Annotated in this window: 15 protein-coding genes; 14 read left to right on the plus strand and 1 reads right to left on the minus strand. The window is 51.2% G+C overall.

What is annotated here, in order from left to right; genetic code table 11:
• Positions 1–2 precede the first annotated feature (2 nt).
• Positions 3–737 (plus strand): phosphoadenylyl-sulfate reductase, encoded by a 735-nt coding sequence (locus A7K98_RS04830; protein ID WP_087487556.1) that lies wholly within the window; start codon positions 3–5, stop codon positions 735–737.
• Positions 738–756: 19 nt separating this feature from the next.
• Here A7K98_RS04830 and A7K98_RS04835 read toward each other — a convergent pair whose 3' ends face one another.
• Positions 757–1,740, minus strand: a complete 984-nt coding sequence (locus A7K98_RS04835) for an aminopeptidase (RefSeq protein ID WP_087487557.1) — start codon at positions 1,738–1,740, stop codon at positions 757–759.
• Positions 1,741–1,974: 234 nt separating this feature from the next.
• On the opposite strand from A7K98_RS04835, the gene cysG reads away from it, so the two are divergent.
• The 13 genes from cysG to rpoS all read left to right on the plus strand — a co-directional run bounded on the left by cysG (position 1,975) and on the right by rpoS (position 13,150).
• The gene (cysG, locus tag A7K98_RS04840; protein ID WP_087490363.1) at positions 1,975–3,387 is read left to right on the plus strand and encodes a siroheme synthase CysG; all 1,413 of its coding nucleotides are present in this window, start codon (positions 1,975–1,977) and stop codon (positions 3,385–3,387) included.
• A 10-nt stretch (positions 3,388–3,397) separates the two neighbouring features.
• Positions 3,398–4,306, plus strand: a complete 909-nt coding sequence (cysD, locus tag A7K98_RS04845; RefSeq protein ID WP_038018387.1) for a sulfate adenylyltransferase subunit CysD — start codon at positions 3,398–3,400, stop codon at positions 4,304–4,306.
• A 10-nt stretch (positions 4,307–4,316) separates the two neighbouring features.
• Positions 4,317–5,747 (plus strand): sulfate adenylyltransferase subunit CysN, encoded by a 1,431-nt coding sequence (cysN, locus tag A7K98_RS04850; RefSeq protein WP_087487558.1) that lies wholly within the window; start codon positions 4,317–4,319, stop codon positions 5,745–5,747.
• Positions 5,747–6,352 carry an adenylyl-sulfate kinase gene (gene cysC, locus A7K98_RS04855; RefSeq protein ID WP_087487559.1) on the plus strand — a complete coding sequence of 202 codons (606 nt, stop codon included), beginning with the start codon at positions 5,747–5,749 and terminating at the stop codon, positions 6,350–6,352. The genes cysN and cysC overlap by 1 nt, the downstream gene beginning before the upstream one ends.
• A 47-nt stretch (positions 6,353–6,399) precedes the next feature.
• Positions 6,400–6,723 (plus strand): DUF3561 family protein, encoded by a 324-nt coding sequence (locus A7K98_RS04860; protein ID WP_087487560.1) that lies wholly within the window; start codon positions 6,400–6,402, stop codon positions 6,721–6,723.
• A gap of 159 nt (positions 6,724–6,882) precedes the next feature.
• Entirely contained in the window at positions 6,883–7,200 is a 318-nt protein-coding gene (gene ftsB / locus A7K98_RS04865) for a cell division protein FtsB (protein ID WP_087487561.1), read from the plus strand.
• Between the two features lie 11 nt (positions 7,201–7,211).
• Entirely contained in the window at positions 7,212–7,928 is a 717-nt protein-coding gene (gene ispD / locus A7K98_RS04870) for a 2-C-methyl-D-erythritol 4-phosphate cytidylyltransferase (protein WP_087487562.1), read from the plus strand.
• Positions 7,928–8,407 carry a 2-C-methyl-D-erythritol 2,4-cyclodiphosphate synthase gene (gene ispF, locus A7K98_RS04875; protein WP_087487563.1) on the plus strand — a complete coding sequence of 160 codons (480 nt, stop codon included), beginning with the start codon at positions 7,928–7,930 and terminating at the stop codon, positions 8,405–8,407. The genes ispD and ispF overlap by 1 nt, the downstream gene beginning before the upstream one ends.
• Before the next feature lie 2 nt (positions 8,408–8,409).
• Positions 8,410–9,453 carry a tRNA pseudouridine(13) synthase TruD gene (gene truD, locus A7K98_RS04880; RefSeq protein ID WP_087487564.1) on the plus strand — a complete coding sequence of 348 codons (1,044 nt, stop codon included), beginning with the start codon at positions 8,410–8,412 and terminating at the stop codon, positions 9,451–9,453.
• Positions 9,434–10,195: a 5'/3'-nucleotidase SurE gene (gene surE / locus A7K98_RS04885; protein WP_087487565.1), complete on the plus strand. Its 762-nt coding sequence runs from the start codon at positions 9,434–9,436 to the stop codon at positions 10,193–10,195. The genes truD and surE overlap by 20 nt, the downstream gene beginning before the upstream one ends.
• Positions 10,189–10,815 (plus strand): protein-L-isoaspartate(D-aspartate) O-methyltransferase, encoded by a 627-nt coding sequence (locus A7K98_RS04890; RefSeq protein WP_087487566.1) that lies wholly within the window; start codon positions 10,189–10,191, stop codon positions 10,813–10,815. Before surE ends, A7K98_RS04890 begins: the two co-directional genes overlap by 7 nt.
• 160 nt (positions 10,816–10,975) lie before the next feature.
• Positions 10,976–12,112, plus strand: coding sequence for a murein hydrolase activator NlpD (gene nlpD / locus A7K98_RS04895; protein WP_087487567.1), 1,137 nt, complete (start codon positions 10,976–10,978; stop codon positions 12,110–12,112).
• 48 nt (positions 12,113–12,160) lie between these two features.
• Positions 12,161–13,150, plus strand: coding sequence for an RNA polymerase sigma factor RpoS (gene rpoS, locus A7K98_RS04900; protein ID WP_087487568.1), 990 nt, complete (start codon positions 12,161–12,163; stop codon positions 13,148–13,150).
• The last annotated feature ends 107 nt before the right edge of the window (positions 13,151–13,257 follow it).

The raw sequence follows: 13,257 nt of genomic DNA on the forward strand, positions 1-13,257 counted from the left end.
CTATGGCAGAGCTACAGTTATCTGAACTGAATGCGCTGGATAAGGCACAGCAACAACAGGCGCTGGCTGAAGTAAACCAGCATCTGGAAACGCTGAGTGCAGAACAACGTGTGGAATGGGGACTGGAGAATCTGCCAGGCAACTTTGTGCTCAGTTCCAGTTTTGGAATTCAGGCGGCAGTATGTCTGCACCTGGTAACCCGTCAGCAGCCGAATATTCCGGTGATCCTCACAGATACCGGTTATCTGTTTCCGGAAACCTATCAGTTTATCGATCAGTTGACTGAACAGTTGCAACTGAATCTACAGGTGTTTCGTGCGACAGAATCGGCTGCGTGGCAGGAAGCCCATTACGGAAAATTGTGGGAGCAGGGCGTTGAAGGTATTGAAAAATATAATACTATCAACAAAGTTGAACCGATGAATCGCGCTCTGCAAACTCTGCAGGCCGCGTCATGGTTTGCTGGCCTGCGTCGTGAGCAATCCGGGAGCCGTGCCGGGTTACCGGTGCTATCGGTCCAGCGCGGAGTGTTTAAACTTCTGCCAATTATCGACTGGGATAACCGTCAGGTTTACCAGTACCTGAAACAAAATGGACTGCAGTACCATCCGTTATGGGATCAGGGTTATTTATCGGTAGGCGACACTCATACTACCCGTAAATGGGAACCTGGTATGGCAGAAGAAGAAACCCGCTTTTTTGGTCTGAAACGGGAATGTGGCCTGCACGAAGGCTGACTGATGTTGCCGCCGGTGTTTAGCCGGCGGTACTGTTCATCTGGCTGATGCATGGTAACAATACACTCACCACCTGACGGCTGCGTTTTGCCAGCCGACCCGGCATATGCCGGTCAATAAACTGCAGATTATCACGGCTGGTCTGATCACCCAGTAATGTTGCCTGGCGGTGGTGGCCATCACTGTCTGCGGTGACCAGCAAATAAGGCATTCCGGCTTTATCAAACGGGGTCGCCTGATGATTATCTGCAGCATTCAGTCTGGTCGCATGGGCTGGTATCCCCAACCGGTGGGCAATAGCCAGTGCTTTACCGGCGGTATCCGTCTGTTCCGTGGCTGAAGTCCTGACACCACTGACAAAATCCAGGCTTTTACCGGCAATCAGTTCATCCAGATTGATGACCAGTAGCGTGTTCTGCCGCTCATCGGCACTCATCCGCGAGAGGTAATTCTCCATACCCTGCATGCCGTTTTCGGTGGCGCTCAGAGCCACAAAACGAATGCCATAACGCAGACGTTTATCAGACAATTGCTTAGCCAGTTCCAGCATCACCCCAAGGGCTGCGGCATTATTATCTACTCCCTGTAAACGTAGCCCACCAACGTCCTGCTGTTGCTGACGGGCATTTTCGGGGATACGGGTATCAAGGTGAGCCATAATAACTATCTCACCGGGCAACAGACCACTCTTTGCAGCGATGACCGATGTCGCCGTGACCTTCTGAAGCACCGGTTCGCCGGATTGTGGCTGCCATCGATAAGCCGTGTTCTGTTGACGGGTATCACTCTGGTATCCCAGCCTTTTAAGATGCTGGTTTATATATTCCGCAGCCATCAGTTCGGCCGGGCTGCCGGCCATTCTTCCCGGAAACAGGCTGGCAATTTTCCGGGTTTGATTATCCGCATACTGTCCGACAGGTGCGGTGCTGGCTGCGATGGTACTGAAACTCAGGCCGCAACAGAGTGCCAGCAGACTGACACTGAGGCGGAAAGGGGCTGACATAGTACAGATTCCTTAGGAATAAATAGCAAAGCCGGAATAGCGGTTAGTATGGAACTCTGCCAGATAATCCGCCATACCTGTTTATCCGAAAGCCTGGCTGTTTTGTGCTGTTTTAAAACATATTGATTTATATACATATTCCATTCTGTTACAGCTCATTCCAAAACGACATTTCAATACCGGCCTGTCAGTCGTATAGTGCCTGTTATTCAGAATAATAATACTAAGGATACTGTGGACTATCTTCCTGTCTTTGCAGACCTCACAGGCCGACCAGTATTAGTGGTTGGTGGTGGGGACGTTGCTGCACGAAAAATTCACCTGCTGCGTCGTTCAGGTGCGGTCATTCAACTGGTTGCTCGTCAGCTATGTACAGAACTGCAGGAACTTCACCACCAGCAGGAGATTCACTGGCAGGCTACGGAATTTACCGAACAGCAGCTGGACACAGTATTTCTGGTGATTGCTGCGACAGATGATTCGGCGCTAAATCAGCGGGTCTATGAAGCTGCTGAATTGCGTCAGAAACTGGTAAACGTGGTCGATGATCAGGCGCGTTGCACCTTTATTTTTCCTTCAATTGTTGACCGTTCACCGCTGGTGGTGGCTATTTCTTCCGGCGGAACTGCGCCGGTACTGGCCCGTATCTGGCGGGAGAAACTGGAAGCATTATTACCGACCAGCCTTGGTGATATGGCGCGGATTGCCGGTCAGTGGCGAGAAAAGGTGAAACAGCAGTTTCCTTCGATGAAACAGCGCCGTTATTACTGGGAGCGGTTGCTCGGAGGGCGTTTTGGTGCTCTGGTCGCAGCTGGTCGCCTTAAAGAGGCAGAGCAACTGGCTGATCACGAGTTGCATCATCAGGACAGTCCGAAAGGCGAAATTTATCTGGTAGGGGCAGGGCCGGGTGATCCGGGGCTGCTCACTTTACGTGGATTACAGGTACTACAGTTGGCGGATGTGGTTCTGTATGACCACCTTGTCAGTGAAGAGGTGCTGGACCTTTGCCGGCGTGATGCTGAACGGATTTGTGTCGGCAAACGCGCCGGAGCACATCTGGTTATTCAGGAAGAGACTAACCGTCTGTTAGTCAGCCATGCATTAGAGGGTAAACGGGTAGTCCGGCTGAAAGGCGGTGATCCGTTTATTTTTGGTCGCGGCGGCGAAGAATTACAGGTCGCTGCTGAAGCCGGGATTCCGTTTCAGGTGGTTCCGGGAATTACTGCCGCATCCGGCGCAACAGCCTATGCGGGTATTCCGCTGACTCATCGTGAACATTCGCAGAGTGTGTTGTTTATCACCGGGCACTGCCGTGCAGGCAATGATCTGGACTGGCCTTCACTGGCCAGGGCCCGGCAGACACTGGCCATCTATATGGGGGCCGTGAATGCTGCCACCATCAGCAGCCAGCTGATTGCTCATGGCCGGGAAGGGACAACGCCGGTGGCGATCATTAGTCGCGGCACCCGGGCGGATCAACAAATTATTAAAGGCACGTTAGCCGGCCTGGAATCACTTGCACAACAAGCGCCTTCTCCGGCGTTACTGGTTATCGGTGAAGTGGTCCTGCTACAGGATCAGCTCGCCTGGTTTCAAACTTCATCATCGCAGCTTCACGAAGACCCGCTGCTGAACCCTTCTGTTTGAGGAAAGTTGTATGGATCAAAAACGATTAACTCATCTGCGCCAGCTGGAAGCAGAGAGTATTCATATCATCCGTGAGGTGGCTGCTGAGTTCAGTAACCCGGTAATGATGTATTCCATTGGTAAAGATTCCTCAGTGATGCTGCACCTGGCCCGTAAAGCATTCCATCCGGGAAAATTACCATTCCCGTTGCTGCATGTGGATACCGGCTGGAAATTTCGTGAAATGTATGAGTTCCGCGATCGCACCGTAAAAAATATTGGTGCAGAACTGCTGGTACACCGTAACCCTGAAGGGGTGGCGATGGGGATTAACCCGTTTGTGCACGGCAGCGCCAAACATACTGACATTATGAAAACCGAAGGGCTGAAACAGGCACTGAACAAATACGGTTTTGATGCGGCATTTGGTGGTGCCCGCCGTGACGAAGAAAAATCGCGGGCCAAAGAGCGCATTTATTCGTTCCGTGATCGCTTCCACCGTTGGGACCCGAAAAACCAGCGTCCGGAATTATGGCACAACTATAACGGACAGATTAATAAAGGCGAGAGTATCCGTGTATTCCCGCTGTCCAACTGGACCGAACTGGATATCTGGCAATATATTTTCCTGGAAAATATCGAGATTGTTCCGCTGTATCTGGCCGCTCCGCGTCCGGTTCTGGAACGCGACGGGATGTTAATGATGGTGGATGATGACCGGATTAATCTGCAACCGGGTGAAGAGATTAAGCAACGGATGGTTCGTTTCCGTACTTTAGGCTGCTGGCCGCTGACGGGTGCTGTGGAATCTGAAGCACAGTCACTGCCGGAAATTATTGAGGAGATGCTGGTTTCAACCACCAGTGAACGCCAGGGCCGTGTGATTGACCGTGATCAGTCTGGTTCGATGGAACTCAAAAAACGCCAGGGATACTTCTGAGGAAACTGCCATGAATGAATTATTAGCACAACAGATTGCCGATCAGGGTGGCGTTGAAGCCTGGCTGACTGCACAACAACATAAAAGCCTGCTGCGTTTTCTGACCTGCGGCAGTGTCGATGACGGAAAAAGCACCCTGATTGGTCGCTTATTACACGATACCCGACAGATCTATGAAGATCAGCTCTCATCACTGCAGAATGACAGTAAACGTCACGGTACTCAGGGCGAAAAACTCGATCTGGCATTACTGGTTGATGGTTTACAGGCAGAGCGTGAACAGGGGATTACTATCGATGTTGCTTACCGCTATTTTTCCACAGAAAAGCGGAAGTTTATTATTGCTGATACCCCGGGACACGAACAATATACCCGTAATATGGCCACCGGGGCTTCCACCTGTGATCTCTCTATTCTACTGATTGATGCCCGTAAAGGGGTGCTGGATCAGACACGGCGCCACAGCTATATCTCTACCCTGCTAGGGATTAAACATCTGATTGTGGCTGTGAATAAAATGGACCTGGTGGATTACAGTCAGGATGTTTTTAATAACATTCAGAGTGACTATCTGGATTTTGCCAGCCAGTTGCCGGATGACCTGGATATTCGTTTTGTACCGCTGTCTGCACTGACCGGTGATAACGTCGTCAGTACCAGCGAAAATATGCCGTGGTACAACGGACCAGGGCTGCTGGAAATTCTGGAAACTGTACAAATTCGTCGTGATACAGAGCAGCAAGCCATGCGCTTCCCTGTTCAGTATGTTAACCGTCCAAATCTCGATTTTCGTGGTTATGCCGGTACTCTGGCGTCAGGAAAAGTCTATACCGGCCAGCAGGTTAAAGTTCTGCCCTCTGGTGTGAAATCGACGGTAGCGCGGATTGTCACCTTTGATGAAGATCTGACGGAAGCTTATGCCGGGGAAGCGATTACTCTGGTACTGGCGGATGAAATTGATATCAGTCGTGGTGATCTGCTGGTCGACGCCGAAGATACTTTACAGGCGGTGCAGTCAGCTGAGATTGATGTGGTCTGGATGGCGGAAAAACCACTGAAGGTGGGTAACAGTTATCAGGTGAAAGTGGCGGGTAAACAGGCCCGTGCCAGCATCGATAGCATCCTGCATCAGGTGAACATTAATACCCTGGTAACCTCGGAAACCGATGAACTGCCACTTAACGGTATTGGCCGGGTTGTGGTGACTTTTGATGAGCCAGTGGTTATCGATGCATACGCTCAAAACGCGGTGACCGGCGGGCTGATTTTCATCGATCGTTTAAGCAATGTCACTGTCGGAGCAGGCATGGTGTTTGCCCTGCGTGACCAGCTGGCGGTACAGGATGCTCAGCAATATGGTGCATTTGAGCGCGAATTAAATGCGCTGATTCGTAAACATTATCCGCATTGGGGTGCCCGTGATATTTCAGGGGGCCGTTAATGGCTGAACATGATGAAAATGTAGTCTGGCATCCGCACACTGTTACCCGTGCGGATCGCGAGCAACGACAAGGTCATCGTGGTGCAGTGGTATGGTTCACCGGGCTCTCAGGGTCCGGTAAGTCCACACTGGCAGACGCGGTTGAACAACAGCTGTTTCAGGCAGGGGTAAATACCTTTCTGCTGGACGGCGATAATGTCCGGCATGGATTGTGCCGTGATCTTGGCTTTAGTGATGCTGACCGGAAAGAGAATATTCGTCGTGTGGGCGAAGTGGCCAGACTGATGGCGGATGCAGGGCTGCTGGTACTTACAGCCTTTATCTCACCGCACCGAAGCGAACGGCAGATGGTCAGGGAATTGCTGGATGCAGGACAGTTTGTCGAAGTGTTTGTCGATACCCCGTTACATATTTGTGAGGCCAGGGATCCGAAAGGACTTTATCGTAAAGCACGGGCAGGTGAACTGACCAACTTTACGGGTATTGATGCTGTTTACGAGGTTCCGGAGCAGCCGGAATTGCATCTGGATGGCGAACAATTGGTTACAAAACTGAGCGAGGAAATCATCGATCTGCTGCGCAGGCAGGATATTATCGATCTTTAAGACGGCGGGGCGTTTCTCTGACCCCGGCGGTTACCGACAGGATTGATATGCAGAACGTGACTACCTTACCAGCCAAACAACATGATACCCCCGAAGAGCGGCCCGCGGCTTCTCTTTCCGGGGGGATCATTGGCTTTTTTGCGTATCTACTGGCGCTGGTGACTCCGTTTTTCTATTTCGGAGCCAGCGTGCTGTTCTTTTTTATGTATACCTGGCCTTTCTTTCTCGCACTGCTGCCGGTATCCGTAATCACTGGTATTGCCCTCAGTATCTGGTTTAACAACCGCCTGGTCCGGACGTTGATATTCACACTTCTGATTGTGATTTCATTTTTCTGGGTGCTATTTTCCTTCCTTGCTGGCTGGAAATAGCCATCAGCCGCGGTTCCTGCCTGACAGAAAAAACGCTTTTTATAGCGGCTTTCACGCTTTCGCCGTCAGAATTATCATGAAAAATACGACATTTTTGTCTCCACAGTGGAGTCCTGCCAAAAGTTATGGGATGATTGAGCCGTTTTTCAGGGGGCGGGGATGGGAAAACTGACAATATTGTTACTGGTTTTACTTGGCTGGCTACAGTACTCGCTGTGGCTCGGTAAAAACGGTATTCATGATTACACAACGGTAAATCAGGAAGTGGCGGTTCAGCAGGCTAGCAATGCCAAGCTGAAAACGCGAAATGATCAGTTGTTCGCTGAAATCGATGATCTGAACGGTGGTTCTGAAGCTATCGAAGAGCGGGCACGCAATGAGCTGGGAATGATACGTCCTGGCGAAACTTTCTATCGTCTGGTGCCAGAGCAAAATAAACGCAACGCGCAATCCGCAATGCCAAACCAACAACGATAATAAAGACAATAATGAATAGCACCGTGTCCCTTCCGGATGTGATTGCTGTAGTTCCGGCTGCCGGCATCGGTAGCCGGATGCAATCTGATCGTCCAAAACAATACCTGACCATAGGTCAACGTACTCTGCTTGAATACAGCATTGCCTCTCTGCTCAGTCATCCGTCAATAAAACAGGTCGTCGTCGCTCTGCATCCGGAGGATCAACAGTTTCTTCGCCTGCCACTGGCTGCCGACCCACGGATCTGTACTGTTATCGGTGGTGAGTCGCGTGCTGATTCTGTTCGGGCAGGACTTCAGGCCATTAATGATGCCCGCTGGGTATTGGTTCATGATGCGGCGCGACCCTGTCTGCATCCTGATGACCTGCAACGTTTGCTGGAACTGACACTCAGCAGTAAGACCGGCGGCATTCTGGCTTCTCCGGTGCGTGATACCATGAAACGGGCAGAGCCACGAATGTCTCTGATTGCCCATACGGTTGACCGTGAGGATCTCTGGCACGCACTTACTCCACAGCTGTTTCCGTACCGGCTACTGGCAGACTGTCTGCAGCGGGCGATGGATGAAGGTGCGGTGATTACAGATGAAGCCTCCGCACTCGAATACTGTGGTTACCATCCGCAGTTGGTCTACGGGCGCAGCGATAATATTAAAGTGACCCGCCCGGAAGATCTGGCACTGGCAGAATTCTTTTTAACCCGCATACACTCAGAGGAGAACGCATAATGCGTATCGGCCATGGTTTTGATGTTCACGCATTCGGCGGCGAAGGTCCGCTGGTGATAGGCGGAGTCAGAATTCCGTTTGACCGGGGATTTATTGCCCACTCGGATGGTGATGTGGCGCTTCATGCATTGACTGATGCACTGTTGGGAGCTGTGGCGATGGGAGATATCGGTAAACTGTTCCCGGATACCGACCCTGCTTTTAAAGGTGCCGACAGTCGTGGACTGTTGCGGGAAGCCTGGTCACGGATCCGCAATAAAGGCTATCAGATAGGTAATGTGGACATTACTATCATTGCTCAGGCCCCAAAAATGTTGCCACATGTTGCTCAGATGCGGGTCAACATTGCGGAAGATTTGGGTTGCCATATGGACCAGGTCAATGTGAAAGCGACAACTACTGAAAAACTGGGTTTTACCGGTCGTGGTGAAGGTATCGCCTGTGAAGCTGTAGCACTACTGACGGTGGCCGGTAAATGAAAATGAGTGACCTCCTGTATCTGCATGGCCAGCCGCAGATATCAGGAAAGATTAAAACCACGGCTGAAGATTTTCGGGTCACCGAAGATTTAGGCTATTTGCCGGATGGTGAAGGCGAACAGTTACTGGTCCGGTTACGTAAAACCGGATGTAACACCAGGTTTGTCGCTGATGCGCTGGCGCGATATCTGAAAATCCCGGCCAGAGAAGTCAGTTTTGCCGGAATGAAAGATCGCCATGCGGTCACTGAACAAACCTTTTGCCTGCGGGTACCGGGAAAAGAGATGCCGGATATGAGCGGGTTTTCGCTCGAAGGTTGTGAAATCCTGCAGGTCAGCCGTCATAAGCGTAAAATTCGTACCGGTGCGCTGGCCGGAAATGCTTTCAGTCTTATTATTCGTCAAATCAGTGATCAGGCAGCCGCCGAACAGCGACTGGCTTTGATTTCCCGTGACGGTGCTGTGAACTATTTTGGTGAACAACGCTTTGGCCGGGACGGCCATAACCTGACGATGGCAGGCCAGTGGGCACGGGGAGAAATCACGATCCGTGATCGCAATAAGCGTAGTTTGCTTCTCTCTGCGGCCCGAAGTGCTATGTTTAATCAGGTAACCAGTGCACGTCTGGCCGCTCAGGGAAATCTGACCACCCTTTTAGAAGGCGATTGTGTACAACTGACCGGGCGGGGGAGCTGGTTTGTTGCGACAACCGATGAGCTGGATGATGTACGTCTGCGGTTACAGCAGGGAGAACTTCGTCTGACCGCTCCTCTGGCAGGCAAAGGCCATGCAGGGCCACAAGCTGACGCGTTAAATTTCGAACAGCAGATTCTGGATCAACAGCCTGATCTTTGTGACTTGCTGATCAAAGAGAAAGTCGAAGCCGCGCGACGGGCCATGCTGGTGGTTCCGAAAGAGTTGCGCTGGCAATGGCTTGACAGTACTACGCTGAAACTGGATTTCTGGCTGCCGGCGGGGAGTTTTGCAACCAGTGTTGTCCGTGAACTTTTACAACAAGGAGGTGAGTTTGAGGATATTGCTGAGTAATGACGATGGGGTGTTTGCCCCGGGCATTCAGGTGCTGGCAGGTGAGTTGCGGAAAATGGCCGATGTGCAGATTGTCGCACCGGACCGAAATCGCAGCGGCGCTTCCAACGCACTGACGCTGGAGGCACCACTACGCACATTCACCCACAGTAATGGCGATATTGCAGTATTAATGGGTACACCGACAGATTGCGTATTTCTTGGGGTTAATGCTCTGATGCAGCCGAAACCAGATATTGTGGTTTCCGGGATTAATGCCGGCCCTAATCTGGGCGATGATGTTATCTACTCCGGTACGGTTGCCGCCGCCATGGAAGGACGCCATTTGGGGTTACCAGCACTGGCTATCTCGCTTAACGGACAGACTCATTACGCGACTGCGGCTGCGGCTGCCTGTGCGATTTTGCAGGCGTTGCAGCGTGTACCATTGCGTACCGGGCGCATTCTGAATATTAATGTTCCTGATCTGCCAATGGAAGAGATCAAAGGCTATCGTGTCACTCGTTGTGGCCGGCGGCATCCGTCTGATCAGGTCATTACTCAGAAAGATCCACGCGGTGAAACCATCTACTGGATAGGGCCTCTGGCCGGGGTACTGGACGCCGGGCCGGATACGGATTTTTCTGCTATTGAACAAGGTTACATCTCAATTACCGCTCTGGATGCCGACCTGACAGCACATCGTACTCAGGAAAAACTGGCAGACTGGCTGGAACTGGCTGAGGTTGCATTGCCATGCTGAACAAACGCATTGAAACGTTACTGACATTGCTGCGCAAGCAGGGAATCAGTGATGAGCACATTTTACGTGCCATCGCTGAAGTCCCGCGGGAACATTTCATCGATGAAGCGTTTGAACATAAGGCCTGGGACAACAATGCCTTGCCGATTGGTTATGGCCAGACCATTTCTCAGCCCTATATGGTGGCAAGAATGACCGAGCTGCTTGGGCTGACTTCCCGGTCACGGGTGCTGGAAATTGGCACCGGATCAGGTTACCAGACAGCCATTCTGGCTCATCTGGTGGATCATGTTTATTCTGTAGAACGTATAAAAAGTCTGCAGTGGCAGGCAAAGCGTCGGTTGAAGCAGCTTGATCTGCATAATATCTCTACCCGTCATGGGGATGGCTGGCAGGGCTGGCCTTCCCGTGGTCCATTTGATGCTATTATTGTTACCGCGGCACCGCCAGAGATTCCGGCGGCCCTGTGCGGGCAGCTGAGCGAACAGGGCGTCATGGTACTGCCGGTTGGTGATGAGCATCAGGTGTTACGGCGAATTCAGCGTTCAGGGGATACTTTTATCGATGATGTGATAGAGCCTGTGCGTTTTGTACCACTGATTCAGGGTGATCTGGCCTGATATTAATGATTTACTGAGCGTTATATTATCGCGCAGCGTGGCGCTGTCAGGATTGTCAGTTCCACGTACCTTTTAAGTGACCGTTACGACAGAGCAGAGGGAAGGCCCTCTGTATTCGGTGGCTGGTCATCACTCTTCCGCTGGTTATCATGGGGGAACAATGAGCACGGGAAGCACACTATTTCAATTTCGCCGTTTTGCAGTACTGACTGTTGCCGCGGCTGTCCTGGCAGGATGCAGTTCCGGAAATAATCAGGCTCCAATTTCTGCCATTGGCGGCAGCGCAGGCGGACACAGCGGGAACGGATCGTTGCTTAATTCCGGACGTAGTGCAACGCCTCAGGTGAACAATACGGTACCTTCAGGCCCTGGCGCCGGGATGACGGTGGCATCACCACGCATCGAATCTTCATCTGCTGTTCCGGCACAAGCCCCTGTCCGGACCGAAAATGGTCACATAGTTTACAATCGCACTTATGGGAATATTCCGAAAGGTAGCTATAATGGACCTACCTACACCGTAAAACGGGGCGATACCCTGTTTTACATTGCCTGGATCACTGGCAATGATTTCCGTGACCTTGCACAACGCAATAATGTCGCGGCCCCATATAGCCTGAGTGTTGGTCAGGTGTTACAGGTAGGTAACAGTTCCGGTCAGCCAATTACCGGTGGTAATGCTATTTCGATAGCTGATTCCTCTCAACCTCCTAAAAATCAATCGGTGACACCTCACCCCCGCCCGGTTGCGCAGCAACCCGTAATTACGTACTCTGAAGATTCTGATGACGAAACAAGCAGTACCGTAAGCAGTGGCAGTAAATTGCTGCCGTCAAAACCACTGGTCACAGGAAGTGCTTCAGCACCGATTACTGCCCCAGTGAATCCACCGACGGCCAGCAGTACTTCAGCGAGTTCTGCGCCAATCGCCGGATGGCGTTGGCCAACTGAAGGCAAGATTATTGACAATTTCTCTGCCTCTGAAGGCGGCAATAAAGGTATTGATATTGCCGGTTCCCGGGGACAGCCAGTTGTCGCTACTGCAGCAGGTCGTGTCGTTTATGCAGGTAATGCGCTCAGGGGCTACGGCAACCTGATCATCATTAAACATAATGATGATTACCTGAGTGCCTACGCACACAATGATACGATGCTGGTCCGCGAACAACAGGAAGTGAGCGCAGGGCAAAAAATTGCAACCATGGGCAGTACCGGTACCAGCTCAGTTAGATTGCACTTTGAAATTCGTTATAAGGGGAAATCCGTCAATCCGTTGCGCTATTTACCGCAACGTTAACAGGCAGAGCTGATATGGCTCTGTCCGGGATAAGGGGAGGAGCCATTGATGAGCCAAAATACACTTAAAGTTGATGAGTTACATGAAGATGCTTTTGATGAGAATGGTAGTGAGACCTTCGATGAGACTGCACTGGTAGCAAATGACTCTAAAGATGATGAAGTTACGGATGATGACCTGCTATCTCAGACAAGTAATCAACGGGTTATGGATGCAACCCAGCTCTATCTGGGGGAGATTGGATATTCACCCCTGCTGACGGCTGAAGAGGAAGTGCTGTTCGCACGCAGAGCACTGCGCGGGGATGTGGCTGCACGCCGCCGGATGATCGAAAGTAATCTGCGGTTAGTTGTAAAAATCTCACGCCGCTACAGTAATCGTGGGCTGGCACTGTTGGATCTGATCGAGGAAGGAAACCTTGGCCTGATTCGTGCGGTAGAAAAATTCGATCCAGAGCGTGGATTCCGTTTTTCTACTTACGCGACCTGGTGGATCCGCCAGACCATTGAGCGGGCGATTATGAATCAGACCCGGACTATCCGTCTGCCGATTCATATCGTAAAAGAGCTTAATGTTTATCTGCGTACTGCCCGGGAATTAGCTCACGTACTTGACCATGAGCCAAGTGCGGAAGAGATAGCCGAGCAACTGGATAAACCGGTTGAAGATGTCAGCAGGATGCTGCGCTTAAACGAGAGAATTACATCAGTTGATACCCCGTTAGGTGGTGACTCTGATAAGGCGTTGCTGGATATCTTGTCTGATGATAACGATACCGGACCGGAAGACCGTACCCAGAACAATGATATGAAACAGAGCATTGTTAAATGGTTGTACGAGCTGAATCCAAAACAACGTGAAGTTCTGGCAAGACGTTTTGGCTTGCTGGGCTATGAGGCTGCGACTCTGGAAGATGTCGGCCAGGAAATTTCCTTGACCCGTGAACGTGTCCGCCAGATTCAGGTGGAAGGTTTACGCCGGTTGCGGGAGATATTACAGGGACAGGGTTTGAGCATTGAAGCGTTATTTCGCGAGTAACATGGACAGTTAACACGGATGTGTATTCACGAAACAACCCTTTATCATTGATGATGAAAACCGAGAGCAGCCTGTATCAACAGGCTGCTTTCTTTTTTGGCGGCCAG

Origin of the sequence: Tatumella citrea, assembly GCF_002163585.1 — a bacterium.
Classification (GTDB): Bacteria; Pseudomonadota; Gammaproteobacteria; order Enterobacterales; family Enterobacteriaceae; genus Tatumella; species Tatumella citrea.